Annotated in this window: 25 protein-coding genes; 17 read left to right on the forward strand and 8 right to left on the reverse strand. The window is 54.2% G+C overall.

What is annotated here, in order from left to right; translation table 11 throughout:
- Positions 1-329: 329 nt before the first annotated feature.
- Both VGA14_RS09305 and VGA14_RS09310 read left to right on the forward strand, forming a co-directional pair.
- Positions 330-680 (forward strand): hypothetical protein, encoded by a 351-nt coding sequence (locus VGA14_RS09305; protein ID WP_331003482.1) that lies wholly within the window; start codon positions 330-332, stop codon positions 678-680.
- Between the two features lie 58 nt (positions 681-738).
- The gene (locus tag VGA14_RS09310; RefSeq protein ID WP_331003483.1) at positions 739-1,356 is read left to right on the forward strand and encodes a nitroreductase family protein; all 618 of its coding nucleotides are present in this window, start codon (positions 739-741) and stop codon (positions 1,354-1,356) included.
- Here VGA14_RS09310 and VGA14_RS09315 read toward each other — a convergent pair.
- Positions 1,350-2,093, reverse strand: a complete 744-nt coding sequence (locus VGA14_RS09315; protein WP_331003484.1) for a DUF432 domain-containing protein — start codon at positions 2,091-2,093, stop codon at positions 1,350-1,352. The two genes, VGA14_RS09310 and VGA14_RS09315, sit on opposite strands and share 7 nt — an antisense overlap.
- Positions 2,094-2,179: 86 nt before the next feature.
- Between VGA14_RS09315 and VGA14_RS09320 the strand changes: the two genes are divergently transcribed.
- The gene (locus VGA14_RS09320) at positions 2,180-3,112 is read left to right on the forward strand and encodes a mechanosensitive ion channel family protein (protein ID WP_331003485.1); all 933 of its coding nucleotides are present in this window, start codon (positions 2,180-2,182) and stop codon (positions 3,110-3,112) included.
- Here the strand turns inward: VGA14_RS09320 and VGA14_RS09325 are convergent.
- The gene (locus VGA14_RS09325) at positions 3,109-3,975 is read right to left on the reverse strand and encodes a hypothetical protein (protein WP_331003486.1); all 867 of its coding nucleotides are present in this window, start codon (positions 3,973-3,975) and stop codon (positions 3,109-3,111) included. The genes VGA14_RS09320 and VGA14_RS09325 overlap by 4 nt on opposite strands.
- A 78-nt stretch (positions 3,976-4,053) precedes the next feature.
- Between VGA14_RS09325 and VGA14_RS09330 the strand changes: the two genes are divergently transcribed.
- A complete protein-coding gene (locus tag VGA14_RS09330; protein ID WP_331003487.1) occupies positions 4,054-4,884 on the forward strand; it encodes an adenylate/guanylate cyclase domain-containing protein in 831 nt (276 codons plus the stop codon).
- On the opposite strand, the gene rpsI is transcribed toward VGA14_RS09330, so the two are convergent.
- The 4 genes from rpsI to VGA14_RS09350 all read right to left on the reverse strand — a co-directional run bounded on the left by rpsI (position 4,881) and on the right by VGA14_RS09350 (position 6,828).
- Positions 4,881-5,327: a 30S ribosomal protein S9 gene (rpsI, locus tag VGA14_RS09335; RefSeq protein ID WP_331003488.1), complete on the reverse strand. Its 447-nt coding sequence runs from the start codon at positions 5,325-5,327 to the stop codon at positions 4,881-4,883. The genes VGA14_RS09330 and rpsI overlap by 4 nt on opposite strands.
- On the reverse strand, positions 5,324-5,779 hold the full coding sequence (locus tag VGA14_RS09340) for a 50S ribosomal protein L13 (protein ID WP_331003489.1): 456 nt from the start codon (positions 5,777-5,779) through the stop codon (positions 5,324-5,326). The genes rpsI and VGA14_RS09340 overlap by 4 nt, the downstream gene beginning before the upstream one ends.
- Complete coding sequence (locus VGA14_RS09345; RefSeq protein ID WP_331003490.1) at positions 5,772-6,092, reverse strand: 50S ribosomal protein L18e; 321 nt, start codon at positions 6,090-6,092, stop codon at positions 5,772-5,774. Before VGA14_RS09345 ends, VGA14_RS09340 begins: the two co-directional genes overlap by 8 nt.
- A gap of 79 nt (positions 6,093-6,171) precedes the next feature.
- Complete coding sequence (locus VGA14_RS09350; RefSeq protein ID WP_331003491.1) at positions 6,172-6,828, reverse strand: DNA-directed RNA polymerase subunit D; 657 nt, start codon at positions 6,826-6,828, stop codon at positions 6,172-6,174.
- A 205-nt stretch (positions 6,829-7,033) separates the two neighbouring features.
- Here VGA14_RS09350 and VGA14_RS09355 point away from each other — a divergent pair, with 205 nt between their 5' ends.
- The 10 genes from VGA14_RS09355 to VGA14_RS09400 all read left to right on the forward strand — a co-directional run bounded on the left by VGA14_RS09355 (position 7,034) and on the right by VGA14_RS09400 (position 12,418).
- Positions 7,034-7,744, forward strand: a complete 711-nt coding sequence (locus VGA14_RS09355; protein WP_331003492.1) for a ribosome assembly factor SBDS — start codon at positions 7,034-7,036, stop codon at positions 7,742-7,744.
- A 104-nt stretch (positions 7,745-7,848) separates the two neighbouring features.
- Positions 7,849-8,637 carry an exosome complex RNA-binding protein Rrp4 gene (gene rrp4, locus VGA14_RS09360; protein ID WP_331003493.1) on the forward strand — a complete coding sequence of 263 codons (789 nt, stop codon included), beginning with the start codon at positions 7,849-7,851 and terminating at the stop codon, positions 8,635-8,637.
- Entirely contained in the window at positions 8,634-9,374 is a 741-nt protein-coding gene (rrp41, locus tag VGA14_RS09365; protein ID WP_331003494.1) for an exosome complex exonuclease Rrp41, read from the forward strand. Before rrp4 ends, rrp41 begins: the two co-directional genes overlap by 4 nt.
- Positions 9,371-10,195 (forward strand): exosome complex protein Rrp42, encoded by an 825-nt coding sequence (rrp42, locus tag VGA14_RS09370; protein ID WP_331003495.1) that lies wholly within the window; start codon positions 9,371-9,373, stop codon positions 10,193-10,195. Before rrp41 ends, rrp42 begins: the two co-directional genes overlap by 4 nt.
- Complete coding sequence (locus tag VGA14_RS09375; RefSeq protein WP_331003496.1) at positions 10,185-10,418, forward strand: 50S ribosomal protein L37; 234 nt, start codon at positions 10,185-10,187, stop codon at positions 10,416-10,418. The genes rrp42 and VGA14_RS09375 overlap by 11 nt, the downstream gene beginning before the upstream one ends.
- Entirely contained in the window at positions 10,393-10,644 is a 252-nt protein-coding gene (locus VGA14_RS09380) for a KEOPS complex subunit Pcc1 (RefSeq protein WP_331003497.1), read from the forward strand. The genes VGA14_RS09375 and VGA14_RS09380 overlap by 26 nt, the downstream gene beginning before the upstream one ends.
- A gap of 32 nt (positions 10,645-10,676) precedes the next feature.
- Positions 10,677-11,057 (forward strand): prefoldin subunit beta, encoded by a 381-nt coding sequence (locus VGA14_RS09385; protein WP_331003498.1) that lies wholly within the window; start codon positions 10,677-10,679, stop codon positions 11,055-11,057.
- Positions 11,058-11,089: 32 nt separating this feature from the next.
- Entirely contained in the window at positions 11,090-11,806 is a 717-nt protein-coding gene (locus VGA14_RS09390; RefSeq protein WP_331003499.1) for an ERCC4 domain-containing protein, read from the forward strand.
- Positions 11,807-11,978: 172 nt separating this feature from the next.
- Positions 11,979-12,167, forward strand: coding sequence for a rhodanese-like domain-containing protein (locus VGA14_RS09395; protein WP_331003500.1), 189 nt, complete (start codon positions 11,979-11,981; stop codon positions 12,165-12,167).
- Positions 12,168-12,169: 2 nt separating this feature from the next.
- The gene (locus VGA14_RS09400) at positions 12,170-12,418 is read left to right on the forward strand and encodes a hypothetical protein (protein ID WP_331003501.1); all 249 of its coding nucleotides are present in this window, start codon (positions 12,170-12,172) and stop codon (positions 12,416-12,418) included.
- Between the two features lie 152 nt (positions 12,419-12,570).
- Here the strand turns inward: VGA14_RS09400 and VGA14_RS09405 are convergent, their stop codons facing one another.
- Together VGA14_RS09405 and VGA14_RS09410 are read right to left on the reverse strand one after the other, a co-directional pair.
- A complete protein-coding gene (locus tag VGA14_RS09405) occupies positions 12,571-13,050 on the reverse strand; it encodes an NOB1 family endonuclease (protein WP_331003502.1) in 480 nt (159 codons plus the stop codon).
- Complete coding sequence (locus tag VGA14_RS09410; protein ID WP_331003503.1) at positions 13,040-13,852, reverse strand: NAD(+)/NADH kinase; 813 nt, start codon at positions 13,850-13,852, stop codon at positions 13,040-13,042. The genes VGA14_RS09405 and VGA14_RS09410 overlap by 11 nt, the downstream gene beginning before the upstream one ends.
- Before the next feature lie 84 nt (positions 13,853-13,936).
- Here VGA14_RS09410 and VGA14_RS09415 point away from each other — a divergent pair, with 84 nt between their 5' ends.
- The 3 genes from VGA14_RS09415 to VGA14_RS09425 form a co-directional block, all read left to right on the forward strand.
- Positions 13,937-14,788: a sulfurtransferase gene (locus VGA14_RS09415; protein WP_331003504.1), complete on the forward strand. Its 852-nt coding sequence runs from the start codon at positions 13,937-13,939 to the stop codon at positions 14,786-14,788.
- 99 nt (positions 14,789-14,887) lie between these two features.
- On the forward strand, positions 14,888-15,124 hold the full coding sequence (locus VGA14_RS09420; RefSeq protein WP_349257165.1) for a hypothetical protein: 237 nt from the start codon (positions 14,888-14,890) through the stop codon (positions 15,122-15,124).
- A 336-nt stretch (positions 15,125-15,460) separates the two neighbouring features.
- A partial coding sequence (locus VGA14_RS09425; protein WP_331003506.1) for a hypothetical protein occupies positions 15,461-16,188 on the forward strand: 728 nt, incomplete at its 3' end.

Below are 16,188 nucleotides of genomic sequence, written 5' to 3' on the forward strand. Positions count from 1 at the left end.
AATTCGTTCATTTAGACAATTGACGTGCAAGAACGACAGCATTTTGATGGTGATAAACACCATTATTTGGTTCTGAAATCGAGCAGCGTCTGCGGTTTTCAGATGGTTTCTACAGAGCCGCCCTTTGCAAGCACAGAAAGACGATGCGGCACTGCCCAACATGGTTATATTGTCGGCCGGGACTTTGTTAGTGGAAGGGTCAAACCCGGAAAAGGCTTCCACATGTCCACAACCTCCGGTAACGTAAGGGGAAGATGATAGAAGAGCAGAACGAGGTTTAATATTCTGTAATCGAGGTATCGAAAACCCTTAAGGATGTCCTGTCAAAGGTGGCGACGGCAATTAACGTCAGGCTAATGAGCGAAAAGCTGCCATCGCTAAACTACAGGATAAGCGCAGACTATGGCAAGGTGGAGGTTGCCCGGTCCAAGTCGCTGCAAAATGAAGACCTGTTCGGACCTGCCATGAAAGTGACTGCCAAGATTAACTCCAAGGCGCTAACCAACGGGCTGGCAATAGGTCAGGCCCTTTATAACAGGGTCAAGGGGATGGAAGAATACTCTTTTGCAAAGTCAGACGAGGTGGCTGCGGGGATAAGCGGCGATTATCATGCCTACCACGTCAAGAGCAAGGGATCAAGGAACGTGCTTAATCCCTTTAAAAGGATGTCAGCCGGCTAGCCACGCGAGCTTGCGACAAATAGCAAATCTTTTCTTCCCATGCGCACAAAGGTAGCCGATGTATCCATCAGACATTCTCTCACGGCTGTATTCCGGCGAGGAAAGCGACAAGCTGTACCCAAAAGAAGAGTTGGAGACAGTAGAAGGAGTCGAGGACGTTCTCCAGACCAACCTATTCAACGTGATGTTGAACCGACGTTCGCATCGCAAGTTCGAGGACAAGCCGATCGAGGACTGGAAGATGGAGATGATATTTGCCGCTGCCGACACGGCGCCCACGGCCGGCGGCTTTCAGGGTTTTGAGATATTCCAGGTGAAAAACCCGGAGATAAAGAAAAAGCTGGTAGAGGCCGCAAACAAACAACCGTACGTCAATGCGCCTGAAGTGCTCGTGTTCTGCATGAACCCTGCACGTGTCAAGCTCAATTTTTCGCAGGAAATAATAAACAAGTTCTCGGTACAGGATGCCACCCTTGCGGCAGCCTACGCGCAGCTTGCCGCGCATGCCCTTGAGCTCAGCAGCGTTTGGATAGGAATGATTGATGAAAAGAAAGTAATGGAGGCGCTGGGAACAGAGCTTGTCCCGTCGTCCATACTGTGTGTTGGATATCCTCAAAAGATGCTCCAGCCAAAGCCAAAGCGCAACCTTGTCGACCTGATACACGTGGTTCAGTAGCCGGCGTCCATCAAGAAGACAAGTGTCTCCTCGATTTTCTTCGCACTTGTCTTGTCCCGACGCTTGACCCGCGTGTTGGTAAGCCTGACTGTGACGACATCCTTGCCAAACGCTGTGTCAAGTGCCATCTCGACACTCCCTGGGACCCACACGTCATCGTCTTTGTGCTCTAGGACCACGTCTTCTACCGGGATTATGATTTTGCTGACCTTGATGACGTTGTCTATGCCATTGTTTACGCGGATCCTTACCATTGCTTCTTCATACTTTCTGACGTCCAGGGTACTTTTATCTGTGACCGCTTCTGCCTCTATAAACCGGCACACGACTCCTGACTCGGGCGAGCCGTACAGCGCGTAGCGCTGGCGCGCAAGCGAAAACACGTCAATCAAAAACTCCTCATCCTCATGTTGTCTGTAGACACCGATTTCTATCGGTATCTTGGAATAAAGCACCGAGATGCTTCTCTGGTCGATTATCATTGGCGATTTGAACTTTATGTACACGTTCTTGGCCACCTCCTTTGGCGTCTTTATGGGCGGGTTGGGAAATAACCCCACATACGTCACCTTGGTGTCGGTGACTATGAGCGACTCGGACGCAACCTTATCGCCCTCGTATCGCCTGTAGGTGAAGGCAGATCCTATGCTTCCAAGCACTATCGTGTTGCCGCCGACCTCTGCCGTCTCCTCCTCCATCCCTGACCTGAGCGTGTGACGTCCAAATATCTCCCTCAAGACTTAGGACTGGTCGACGACATCACTAGTAAATGTTTTCCACCTGAAAACATAGATACTGGCGTTGCGTGAGTATCCTAAGCGTCGTGGCAGACCCTACAAACTCGACTTCATTTATCGGGCTCCCTGATCAGATAAACCTGCTTGGGACAGAGGCATCTCTTATCACTATCATAACAATCATGGTTGTCATAGTGGCCGGCTTTGTCATAGCGCACGGAGTCAGGCTCGTAACGACCCGATACATGGGCACGAAGCTCCCGCTAGATGCGCGCAAGAATATGGGCAGGGCGATCTATTACGGAATAGTCGTCATAGCGCTACTGTCAGCACTCGGAGTCTCTGGTCTCGATCTATCCGGGTTGTTCCTTGCAGGTGGCTTCGCCGGCATTGTGATAGGCTTTGCAACACAGTCGCTCTTTTCAAACCTCATATCGGGGATCTTTTTGCATCTGGATAAGCCTATGAAGGTGGGCGACCCTGTCATGATTACAGGCAAGCTACCGGACGTGGCAGGCGTATTGGTGGAAGTGACAGCTCTCTCCTCGCGCTTCCGCATGTTTGACGGGACCTACGTCCGCCTTCCCAACAGCGACGTGTTCTTGTCAGAGATCCGTAACTTTTCCGGCGCGGCGGCAAGACGCGTTGAGTTCACTATAGGTGTAGCGTACACGGAAGACACGGCCAATGTCATCAACGTCATCAAGAACAACTTGGCACAGACGCCGCTTGTGCTGGCAGAGCCGGCACCTGAGATCTACCTCAACAACCTTGGCGACTCGTCAGTCAACATCAACGTGTGGTGCTGGGTTCCGTTCTCGGTGTGGTTTGACATGAAAAAGCAGCTCGTAGAGCAGGTAAAGCGCGAGCTTGACGCAAAGGGAATCGAGATACCCTTTCCCCAGCGCGTGCTGCACCTGCCGGCCAGCGGCAAAAAGAGATCCAAGGGTGGACATGCTACTCTTGACAGGGGAACCAGCATGGGGCCGAACATCGAAGAGCTCACAGACTCTGACTAGCCACGCCGCGCCTTTTTGAGCGCAGCGGCTACGCTTTGAAGTTCCTCTGTTACCGTGTCGACATCCTCGCGGGGTATCTTTTTCGTTTCAAACACGGCGTCGCGCTTGTTGGTCTTGACGTTCTTTATCATTTCGATATCGAAATAGGTGCAGATCCCTTCCTCGCCCTGCATCAACCTGTTGTGGTCAAGCGCAGCCGGCGCTGTCTGGTACAGTTCTATCAGCAGGTCGTTCAACTCAGCAAACAGCTTGTTCTTTTTTTCGCCCATGCCCTGAAACTCAGGGAACTGCTCCTCGACTACCCTGGCTTTCCTATCTAGGTCGTCGGCAAGGCTTTCGTCCTCGAACATTTTCGTGAAAAGCTCCTGGAACTCCATGTCCGCAAAGCCCCGCCTTGCCAGTTCTTTATGGAGCGCCTTGTCGGCCTTGCCCGTCATGTCTGAAAATATCACAGTCGCGCTGTCTGCAATTCCTGCAAGCTCCTTCTGGACTTCGATGACGCGCTTGTCTACCTTGTAGTACGGCAGTGCATGGAACTGGACACCGAAATAGCCTGTAATGAAGTATTTTCCGACATCCTTGTTAAACTGGCAGAACAACCTGTGCAGGTCGTCTGTTTCTGAACGCGATATCCCGCTTTTCAGCCAGCCTTCAAGCTGGTTTTCAAGCCGCTGGTAAAAGTTCTGGACGTCTTGCGGGTCAAACGTGTCTGTCTGTGTAACCGTGCCGTCGCCAAGCATCGCGTTTGCCTTGCGCATCTCTATGACAGGCCTTATCGACTCAAGGTAGCTTTCCTGGATCTTTTCAAACGCCGCGTTTACCTGCTGGCAAAAATGATCGCTGCCCTTGAACGGTATCCTCATCCCCACAGGTGACGCCGTACCAGCATATATTCTCAATGACTTTAAATCTCCCTGCTGCCAATACCGAAAAGGCTGACCTTGCCGACTAAAGCCAAGAAGGACGAGAAGAAGGAATATTCGAAGGAAAAAAAACACGATGACAGCACGAGCAAGTCGCTCGTGGGCATGATGATGGGCGGCTCTGAAAAGGGCTCGGCCGTGATAGACTCGGAAACACTCGTCGCCCAGACGCAGGACAGGCTGTGGCGGGCGCTCAAGCGACGCTATCAATACGACTCCTCGCTCAAGCCCGGCCAGGATTATCTCCTGAACCACGTCAGCAGCAAGATCCCTCTTGTCATAATGTACGCCGACTTGGTGGGCTCGACCAACATGAGCATGACGCTCCCTGTCGACAAACTTGTTACAATAATCCGCGCTTTTACACACGAGATTTCATCGGTGATAGAGAGCCACAACGGCTTTGTGCTGAAATACGTGGGCGACGCCGTTATAGCGTTCTTTCCGGCAAGCTACAACAAGCTCGCAGCCTGTGATAGGGCCGTCCAGTGCGCGCACTCGATGATAACAGTCGTCAAAAACGGCATAAATCCAATACTTAACCAGTACGACTATCCCGAGCTCGGGGTCAAGATAGGGATGGATGTGGGCGAAAACGTCATAGTACAGTACGGACACGACAAGAGTTCTCCCATCGACATATTGGGCTACTGCATGAATGTGGCCGCCAAGATAACTTCTCTCACAGCGCCAAACACGATATCAATCGGCGAGGATGTGTACGAGTTGCTCCACCCGTCTGAGAAGGCGCTGTTTTCAGAAATGAAGCTGAGCGCTGAAGCGTGGAAGTACCGCAACAGGGTGACTGACCGGATGTACCGCGTCTATACGCTTACAGGAAAGAACTAACGGTACGATTTCTGCTTTCTGCGCCTTGCGCCGGGGCCGCCAAACTTCTTCGACTCTGACTGCCTGTGGTCGCCTGCCAGCAAGTGGCGGTCATATTCAGTCAGCTTTCTGCGTATCTCTTCTCGGACGCTCTTTGTGAACGGGTGGTCCTTGGGGTCCTTGTTGGCCTTTTCCTCGCCGGTGAGCGCGCGAGAGATTGCGACTGCACTTGCAAAGGCCTGGCCCATGAATCCGCCGCCTGCTACCTTGACGTTGATGTCCACCTTGTTGCGCTGCTCGCCAATCAGAGTGAGCGGGGTGAGAACAAGCTCCTTTGCAACCTCTGGCTGCACGAGCTCTGCCGGGACATTGTTTATCCTTACCTTGCCTGTGCCCTTGCTTATCGTCGCCACTGCCTTGCTTGTCTTTCTTTGACCTGGATATAGCTCTACCTTGGTAGTCATGCCGCTCCCTTCCATCCTATTTGCTTGGCGACTTCGCCCATCGAAATGTAGTTGGCTTCAGGCCTTGTTATCTTGGAATCTTCAAAGCTCTGCATCTTGGCGCTCTTCATTTCTTCCGGCACCCCGATATATACTCTAAGGCGCTGGAAGGCCTCTATGCCGTGGGTCTTTTGCTTCGGCACCATTCCCCTCACCATCTTGGTAAGAATGGTGTCGGGGCGCCTTGGGTGGAACGGGCCGTGGATGGGGTTTGTTACCGAATTGATCTCAAGGTACTCCTTCGCTTCCCTGATGGTCATGTAGCGGTTGCCTGAAAGCATTGCCTTTTCCGCGTTCACAATGGCAACCTTGTTGCCCTGCAGCAGCAACTTGGAAACATGCGAGCACATCCTGCCTGCGATGCAGTTTGTAGCGTCGACTACGATTGTCTGCGGTTTCTGGTTGTCAGCCAATTATTCGCACTCCCTTTCCTTCCGGGTATTTTTTTGTCAGGTCTTCAAGGGTGATTACCTTGCCGCCGACCTGGCCTAACTTTCTGGCCGCCGACTCTGATATCGAAAACGCGCAAACGGTCAGCCTGTGGCCAATACTGCCAGTGCCTAGCAGCTTGCCCGGGACCATTACGATTTCATTTGCCTTCGTGACCTGCGCAAGCGTGCCGAGGTTGACCTCGCTCTTGTTGGACCTGGGGCCGGACACGCGCCTTTCAAGGTCCCTCCAGATTGGGGCCTTGGTTTTCTTGGCTGCGCCGCGGAGGATCCACACTGTGTTATCAACTAGAGTGTTAGCGAACATACGTCTCTATACGCTCCTAATCAAAACTTGTATCCCCAAATAAACGTACCTAGGCGTTCTTGGGGATCTTTAGTGATCCAACGACTTGCTTGAAGTTCTTGACCTTTGCCTGCAACCTCTCCGCGGCTTCTTTCAGTATCTCCTCTGCAGTGAGCGCGCCGTTTGTTTCCAGCATCAGGATGATTTCATTTTCGTCCTTGCCGTCCTTTACTACCGCCGCCGACGTTGGCTGCCATTTGGCGTGCTGCTTGCCGGTGCCGAGCCTTGCATACGCCTCGAACTTTAATTTCTGGCTTGGTGCAAGCGCGATTATCGGAATGTCTTTGCTCACAGGCTTGACCGTCTCGTCTTCTGAAACGAGCTCGCCCGAAAGGACCTCCTTGCTCTTGTCAGTCGCTTCAGAGTCTAGCACGAGCAGAACCCTGCACTTTGAGCAGCCAAGCGCGCTTCCGCAATCACACTCGTGGGGCATGACGAACCTGCCGGGGTCGGTGCGCAGCGGGATGAGCCCGAGCCTGTGCGCGACTGCCTCGTCGTGCATGACCGACGAGTTCTCCAGCATCACGACGTCGTCGATGGCAAGCGTCGGGACCTCGCTTATCGCAAGCCTGCGCAGGGAGTTGACGTATTGCCGCGGGACATTTGTAAACCTGACAACTATTCTTTCATCGGATTTTTCAACAACTTCGACCGAGGGAGAGGCCAATACCACGAAACTTCGCCAAAACATCCTTAAAAATCTACCGAAACTTGCAAAAATTATCTCGCTTGTCCTGACACGCATGAATACCGCCGGAAGCAAAATACCGGAAATGACAGACAAATTCACGATTACAATCCCTAAACGCGAATAACTCAAAATCGAACGACCTTAAATACTCACGACAACCTAGATTCATTGACTAATTCAAATGCCAAGAGATAGTCAGCCAAAACCATTCAGTAACTTCACGATAGTTCGCCTCTCGGTTGAGGGCGACAAGTTCGAGCTACTGGTCAAGCCCGACCCGGCACTTGAGTACAAGCTGGGCAAGCGGGCCGACATTTCATCGATACTGGTGTCAGACGAGGTCTACTCTGACGCAAACAAGGGCTCTCGGGCCTCGACGGAGAAGCTGATGAAGCACTTCAAGACCACAGACCCTACAGAGGTTGCCAAGCAGATAATGGCTCGGGGCGAGCTCAACCTGACGACGGACCAGCGCCGCAAGATGGTCGATGAAAAGCGCAAGCAGATTGTCGCCTACATCCACCAAAGCTTTGTCGACCCCAAGACACACGTGCCACACCCCGTAATGAGGGTAGAGGCCGCGATGGACCAAGCTAGAGTGAGCATAGACCCGCACAAGCGCGCGGAAGACCAGGCCAAAGACGTGGTCGACGCGCTCAGGGCCATACTGCCGCTGAAATCGGAGACTCTGAAGCTGATAGTGAGGGTGCCTCCGCAGTACGCCGGCCAGTCCTACAGCGTGATAAAGTCCACGGGCGAGCTAAAGGGCGAGGAATGGCTCTCGGACGGGTCGCTGCGCGTCACTATCGAGATGAACGCCAGCCTGCGGGGCACGTTCCTAGACAGGCTGGGCTCGGTGACCAAGGGTACGGCCGAGGTTAAAGAGGGGTAGCGCCGCCACTTAAAATATAAGTCAGATATTAGTACTGGCTACCAAGGAGAGACAAAAATGAGCAATACGTTTTCCAACGGGGTTTATCCCGTGGTGAATTGATAATGAACGACATTCGCAGGAGATACGTCATACCCGGAGACAGGGTAGCTGAAGGCAACTACAGACCGCTGATGAACGTCGTCAAGTCCGGAAACGCGCTTTACGCCACCCGGATTGGCATTGCAGAGACAGGCCGCGAAGGGGCCAAGGTCATCCCGCTCTCGGGCGTCTACATACCAAGGGTAAACGACCTCGTGATAGGCAAAATAGTCGACCACACGTCGCTTTCGTGGGAGGTGGACATCAACTCGTGCTTCTCTGCACATCTGCCGGCTTCCGATGTTTTTGGGCGCGACTTTTCGCCGGCACGGGACGACATGAGCAAGCACCTTGCAGTGGGCGACATGATAACGGCAAGGGTGGCTCTGTTTGACAGGACGCGCGACCCGATGCTCACGCTGCAGGACCGTGATCTTGGCAAAGTGTCACAGGGCGAGCTCTTGAAGATATCTGCGACGCGCGTGCCAAGGCTGATAGGCAAGCGGGGCTCGATGATACAGACAATCGAGCAGGCTACACAGACGCGCGTGCTGATAGGCCAGAACGGCGTCGTCGTGGTGACTGGCAGAACGCCGGAGGGCATAAGCATGGCAGTCAGGGCCATACGGATGGTCGAAGAGGAGGCCCACACGGCAAACCTGACCCAGAGAATAAGAGTTCTGTTGAACGTTCCGGACGAGCCGCAAGCGGCGCCGGCGGCAAATAACGTCGAGGCTCCCAAGCCCGCAGAACCAGCTGCGGACTCTGCCGAACGAGCAGAGGAAGAACTGGAGGTTGAAAGTGAAAAATGACTCAAACAAGAAATCTGATAGATGAAAACGGCATGAGGACTGACGGGCGCACGATTGACGAGCTGCGCGAAGTCAAGATAACCGTCGGCACGATCAAAAACGCAGACGGCTCAGCTTTCATAGAGTTTGGCAAGAACAAAATAGTTGCAGCGGTGTACGGGCCAAGGGAAGTACACCCAAAGCACCTTGCGCAGCCAGACCGGTGCGTCCTCAGGTGCAGGTACCACATGTCGCCCTTCTCGACTGACACGCGCAAGAACCCGGCGCCGTCGAGGAGGGAAGTAGAGATATCCAAGGTGATGCGCGAGGCGCTTGAGCCGGCCCTGATGCTCGAGGACTATCCCCGGGCAGCAATCGACGTGTTTGTCGAGGTGCTGCAGTCGGACGGAGGCTCACGGTGCGCAGGCATCACGGCTGCGTCAGTCGCACTTGCGGACGCCGGCATCAACATGCGCGACATCGTCGCCGCGTGCGCTGCTGGAAAGGTCGATGAAAAGATAGTGCTTGACATCAACGACACGGAAGACAAGGAAGGCGGCGCAGACATGCCAGTCGCGTACATGCCGACGCTTGGGCAGGTGACCCTGATGCAGCTTGACGGCAGGCTGTCGCAGGAGCAGTTCACCGAGTGCCTCGACAAGGCCATAGTAGGATGCAAGATGGTCTACGACATCCAGCGCCAGGCGCTGATGCAAAAGTATTTTGGAAACGAGACGGAGGTCAAGGAAGAACAATGAGCGTATCAAAGCGTTCTACGATAATAGTAGAGCATCTGCGCAAGCAGCAGATGCTCGACAACCTTGCAAAAGGCAAGAGGCTTGACGAGCGCGCCTTTGATGAGCAGCGCCCTCTGGAGATAGAAGTGGACGTCATAAAGAAGGCCAACGGGTCTGCGCGCGTAAAGCTGGGCAACTCGGAAGTCATCGCAGGCGTGAAGGTGGCGACGGGTGAGCCGTTTGAGGGCCTAGAGGACAAAGGTGCCCTCATAGTCTCAGGAGAAGTCCTACCCATAGCGTCGCCACACGCAGAGCCCGGGCCGCCTGACGAGGAAACGATAGAGCTCGCAAGGGTGGTCGACAGGGGAATCCGCGAGTCGGAGATGGTCGACCTCAGCAAACTGGTATTGGTGTCAGGCAAGGTCGTCTACACGATATTCGTGGATTGCTCCATAGTCAACGCCGACGGCAACCTGTTTGACGCAACCTCATATGCAGCCGTCAGCGCAATCCTGACTGCCAAGATACCGGTGCTTGAAATGCAAGGCGACAAGGTGGTCGACACGGGCAAAATCATGCCGATGCCTGTCACGACGGTCCCGGTTTCGATAACGCAGGTCAGGATAGGCGACGCGATACTTGTCGATCCGTCGTCGGAAGAGGAAGGCTGCATGGACGCGAGGATAACCATATCGACCACGGACGAGGGCTATTGCGCGCTTCAAAAGGGACACGCGGGCGCGTTCACGCCGGATCAGATAAAGAAGGCCGCCGAGACAGCAAGGATTAAAGGAGAGCAAGTACGGGCCAAGATAAAGGAGATAACGAACTATGGCCGGTAAGCGAAGCTCGACGGCCCTGAAGGGCCACGGTGTAAAGTTTGGCGCGACGGTGCGCAAGCGTTTCGGCAAGGTGTATCGCACCTTGCACAAGAAGCGCAGGTGCCCTTCGTGCGGGTCGCTACAGTTTTCCCGCATCGCGTCAGGGATATGGGAGTGCCCCAAGTGCAGCTACAAGATCGCGTCGGGGGCATATGACATTGACGTCGACAAGCTGCAGAACTGAGATAACTATCAGGGCCGGAAGCAGGGCAAGGTCCGTCTTCTCTGCCCTGGCGCCCGACATGAAAAAGCTGCAGGGCAAAAACGAAAGCCTCGACATGTCCCTTAGGGGCTCTTTTATCACATTTTCCATAGAAACTGACGACCTTTCTTCGCTTCGCGCGAACGTAAACTCGTACCTGCGGCTTGCGGATGCTTCTCTAAAGTGCGTCGAAAGCTCAACGCTATGATTTTATGTTGGTCAGGGTAACGTCATGCGAACATGAGTGAACAGGAACTCCCGCCGTGGCTCAGAGAGCAGGTATCGCGATTACAGCAGCTTCAGCAGAACCTCCAGGCTATAATGATGCAGAAGCAGCAGATGGAGGTGGAAAGCGTCGAGACCGACCGCGCCCTTGAAGAGCTGAAAAAGGTCGGCGCGGACGACGCGGTTTACAAGGCGGCCGGTTCCGTCATGGTCAAGTCCAAGAAGGACGACGTAATCAAAGAGCTGGAGGAAAAGAAAGAGCTTTCTGCCACTCGCGTCAAGGTTCTTGAAAAGCAGGAAACCCGCGTAAAAGAGAACCTCAAGGAGGTCGAGGCCAAGATAAACGAGATGATACGCGGCGGCCAGGGTGCAGGTCCCAAGCCAAAGGCCGAGTGAAATAATATAGCCCCGGCGAGACTAGCATTCTCGTGCCGACACGAATCGTAGTCGACGAGCGGGAGCGCCCAAGCAGAATTCCAGACCTCTTGCGCACTGCAGGCGCAGCAGTTGACTTTGCCCAACTTGCGGTAGGCGACTATGTCGTGTCGCCAGAAGTCGCAGTCGAGCGGAAGACAGTGCACGATCTCGTCAGTTCGATATACGACGGCAGGCTTTACGTGCAGTGCTCCGAGCTTGTCAAGTATTATGCCAAGCCCGTGGTGGTAATCCAGGGTGACATCGCCGTTCTCAAGGAAATCCCTGAAGGCACTGAGCAGGGCAAGGCAAGGAGGCTGGCCGAGCGCACGCGGCTTGCCCTTGAGGCGCTTGCCACGGTGGCGATGGAATTTCGGATACCTGTCATCCACGCGCCTGATGCCGAGCAAACGGCGATCCTCCTGCTCGCTATGGCAAACAGGGGACTGCAAAACAAGACTTCCGGCCCGCTTCTGAAGAAGATAAGGAAGGAAAACCCGTTCTACCTGCAGCAGTTGTCGGTTCTGTCGTCGGTGCCAGGCGTAGGCGACAAACTGGCGGCAAGGATGCTGGACAAATTCAAGACACCTCAGAGGGCGCTTTGTGCGACTGCAGCAGAACTTGCGACCATACCGGGATTTGGGCTTGCGCGTGCGCAGCGCGTGAGAAAAGTCCTTGACACGATGGCCCGGCAGGACAGCCCAGTGCAAAGGACGCTCTTTGAAAGCTAATGAATTATGAAATCATGGCGCATACGAAATGACATGACCGTGACCGTTGACAGCACGTGGCTTTCAGCAAACCTCGACACCCGGGGGCAGATGTCATACCGCTTCGGGCACTTAAACGCCTTCCGCTTGGCCTGGAAATGGTGACTGTGGTGGACAGATTGGCGCAAACCTGGTGCATGAAAGCACGGCGGCAGAAAAGGTATTTGGCAGTTTTGGAATCGACGACGCGAAAAAGGTGGTAGTCTACGGCGAGCAGGACGACCCTGCAGCCGCAAGGGTCGCGTGGAGCCTGATGTACTATGGCCACCTTAACACGGCCATGCTTGAATGCGGATACCCGGCGTGGAAGGCCTTGGCCTGACCGTGAGTAGGGAGAAACACAAGCCAATGCCGACGCAGTTTACTTCAAAGCCGAGGCCAGAGATACGTATTGACGCTGAAATGATAAAGTCGAAAATGTCCGACCAGTCGTTTCTTGTAATCGACGCCCGCACGGCTGTTGAGCGCATGCAGGCGAGGATACCTGATTTCGTCTTGCACGACTGGGCGCAGGAGGTGGGGGGAGAGCGGCTCTGCGTTTCTGGACTCGGCAAGCCTGAAGAAAGAGTTTGAATGCAAGGGCATAACTCCTGACAGGGAGATAGTCTGCTACTGCCACTCGAGCGTCAGGGCGTCGCAGAAATAAATGCAGTTCAAGCTTGCAGGATACGAAAACGTCGGACTGTACGACGGCTTGATGGTAGACTGGGCGACGTACTGGAACCCTATCCGGTGATCCTGTATCTTCTTTTCAGCTTGTTGCCGCACAGTGGGCACTCTGTTTCCCTTATGCCAAACGCCTTGCCGCAGGCGCTGCAGTAAACTGTCCATTTCCTTGTCTCTTTGAGGGCCTTGCCCGACGACGAGCTGACCCTGATGCCTATTGTCGCGGCAACGTTTGCAAGCGCATAGTCGTCCGTTACAAGTGCAGTGCCAAGGTGCATTGCAAGCGCCAATACAGAAATATCTGCCTTCGACAGCTTTTGCAGGTCGCCTGTTTTTTCCGCCACCTTTTTCACCGCACTGAGGTGCCACGGGTCCGGGTCGAGGATTTTCAGGTTGCCCGCGTCTATTAGCCCGTCAAGCGCGGCGCTCTTGATGTGCCTTATCTCTTCAAGGACCAAGCTTGTGGTGTAGCACTCTTTTCCCAAGAGGAATGCCGTGCCGGCGTAAAAGGCGCTTGCATCGAGGACCTCAGAAGCCAAGTTTTTCCAGCTGCCTCATTCCCTTCTTGTGGAGGCGCAAGAACCTAGCGTCCTGCCTGTAGCGGGAGATCCTTATTTTCTGCCCCGCTTCTATCTTGAAGCTCTCCTGTCCGTCCACAACAATGTACGACCTGTGCGTGCTCTTGACTAGGATGTCCTCGACGGGCACGACTATCTGTGGGAGCCTGTTCACCGGGGCGGCCGGCGTCAGTATGAGGCAGTCCATGCCCTCGTGCAGCACCGGCCCGCCGACCGAGAGCGAGTGCCCCGTCGAGCCGGTGGGAGTGGATATGAAGACGCCGTCCATCCTGCACATTATCTCGTCGCCCATCAGCTTTATAGTGTAGGTTGGAGTCCGGGTGAGGTCTGCCCTTGTAATCATTATCTCGTTTAGGGCCGGCGGGAACCTAGTCTTGCCCGACGACGCCTGGATCCTCAGCCGCGAGTCGTAAAAGCCCCTGCCTGCAAGTATGTCGGCGACCGCGTCTTCCACGTTTCTGGTGTCAATCTCGGAAAGGATGCCCCTGTGGCCGCCGATGTTTATCGAAAGGAGCGGAACCTTGCCCGGCACCATCCTGAAAGCCTTGAGCGTCGTGCCGTCGCCTCCGATTGCGACGACAAGGTCGACCGCCTTTTCGACCATTTCAGGCGCAAGCGCCTTGCAGCCCCTTATCCTGAGGGGCGGCATGGTTAGCGCTGATACTCCTCCTGCAGACAAAATCCTCGCTATTTTCGTAGCCGCCGCAATAGCGTCGGGATTCTTTCTCTTTGTGATAATCGCCACGCTGCGGATCTTGACCATCCCGCACTGCTATGCACATCGCGGGTCTTAAAATGCCTTTACCTCCTCCAAAGATCTTTAATACACGGCACGCCATATTCTCTCATGGCGAACTATTCTCATCCCGAAGTGCTCTGCGAAACCGACTGGGTTGCGGGCAACCTTGACAACCCGAAAATAAGGATACTCGAAGTGGACTATGACCCTGAAAACTCGTACAGGCAGGGCCACCTGAAGGGCGCGCACCTTGTCTGGTGGAAGCGCGACATAAACGACCCTGTAAGACGGGACATTATAAGCAAGCAGCAGTTTGAAGCGTTGATGAGTAGGGTCAGCACGACGCCTGACATCGAACTTGTAATGTATGGCGACTTTAACAACTGGTTTGCCGCCTTTGCGTTCTGGGTATTCCAGTACTACGGCCACAGGAAGATCAGGATAATGAACGGCGGCCGCAAAAAGTGGGAGTTGGAAAAGCGCGAATACACAAAAGACGAGCCTTCCGCGCCGGCCACAAAATACATGGCAAACCCTGCAGACGAGGGCGTGCGCGCCTATATGCCCGACGTGCGCAGGGCGCTTGAGAGGATGGAGCAGACCGTGCTAGTCGACGTGCGGTCGCCAAAAGAGTTCACGGGCGAGATCACCGCGCCGCCAGAGTACCCGATGGAACACGCCCAGCGCGGTGGCCACATACCCGGCGCAAAGAACATCCCCTGGGCGCAGGCCGTGAAGGACGCGGACGGCACATTCAAAAGCGCCGACGAATTGAAGGCGCTGTACGAGGGCAAAGGGGTGACGGCAGACAAGCACGTCATCTGCTACTGCAGGATTGGCGAGCGCTCGTCGCACAGTTGGTTCGTTCTGAAATACCTTCTCGGCTACCCGTCAGTGCGCAACTACGACGGCTCCTGGACCGAGTGGGGCAACATGATAGGCAACCCGATAGAGAAATAAACACTACCCTCCCTATTTTTGTACGTGCAGATAGACCCATCTGACCTGGTAAAGAGGGGACACTTTTACTTCATCTATGACAGGCCTCCGCACCTGGTAATGGAGGACAAGACCAAGAGGGGGCTTGAGGTGCAGGAGCATGTCATCGACGAAAAGTATGGCGTCGAGGCAGACCGTGGCATGATACACGACATGGATGGCATAGGCCACAAGGTGGGGATACGGTGGTTCTTTCCCAAGCCGCAGTATTCATTGGAGCAGGTTACAGAAAAGGCGGAGGAAATGGAAAAACGCTATAAAGCTATAAGGGAAATGACCTGCCCGGACGATGAGTAAGAATGCATAAAAACTTTATCGATTAATTCGAACTTTACGTTACGAAAAGGTTCACGCTTGTTTCGTCAGTCATTGAGGCATCTGGGTTAGCACTGATCTTGGCGGAGGAAATCATGATACAGCTGCAACTACAAGGCCCTTAGCCAGAAGGCAGGGCCTGAGACATAGTTATTGTGCGCAACCAAGTCACAAAGGCGCTATTCTCCTTATTCTCGGCGGCATTGTATTTATTATTGGCAGAGTCGTTCAGCCGCCCACACCAGCTCGATCGCCCAAACCTTGACAGGCAGATAAGCGAAATACTTTTAGGCTATTTGTAATCCTAGCTAAAACAGAATGTCTGCCTTACTCAAAGACAGAGTGTGGACGATGTTGTCTGAAACCGCCAAGAGGGGCGTTTACCCGCTCCACGGAAACAAGCTTGGCATTTATCGCATCCCGATAGAGATAACAGACAAGGCCGACGTCGCAAGCATACAGAACGACTTGAGAAGTTCTGGCTTTACTATGCAGACCCACGCAGACAGGATATATGTCACGTACAACTGGTCAGAGAAGGGCGCCGACCCTGTCACTGGCGAGGATCTCTCGGCAGACCTGAACATAACAGTTGAAATTGTCACTGGCGAGGTCGTCGATCTTATTTATCAAATCAGGCAACTAGAATACTTTGGCGACCCCTACTGGATAAGGAACTACCGCCAGACTGCCGACAGAAACGCCAAGATGATTATCGACACCATCATCCGCAACACCAAGATAGGCGACAAGATGATCGCCCAGTATCAAAAGGCAGACAAGCTGACGGCCGAGCAGGCGTTAAAGAAACTTGAACAAGTCACTCCGCTTGCCAAGAACCCCAAGGCAAGGAGCGCTACCGCGCCTTCAGCCGCGCAGGCAGCGGCAGCAGCACCAAAACCCACGCCTGCAATGGCTGCACCGGCAGCGCCCGCCGCAGGCGGAGGCGATACCACCATCTCGCTTTCAGGCGCTGGCACCAGCTACTCCAAAGTGGAAGGCCCAATCGACGTCAAGTTCAAGGAAAAGAGGCAGCAGGTCGGCAA

This window comes from Nitrososphaera sp. (assembly GCF_036397675.1).
In the GTDB taxonomy this organism is placed as follows: Archaea; Thermoproteota; Nitrososphaeria; order Nitrososphaerales; family Nitrososphaeraceae; genus Nitrososphaera.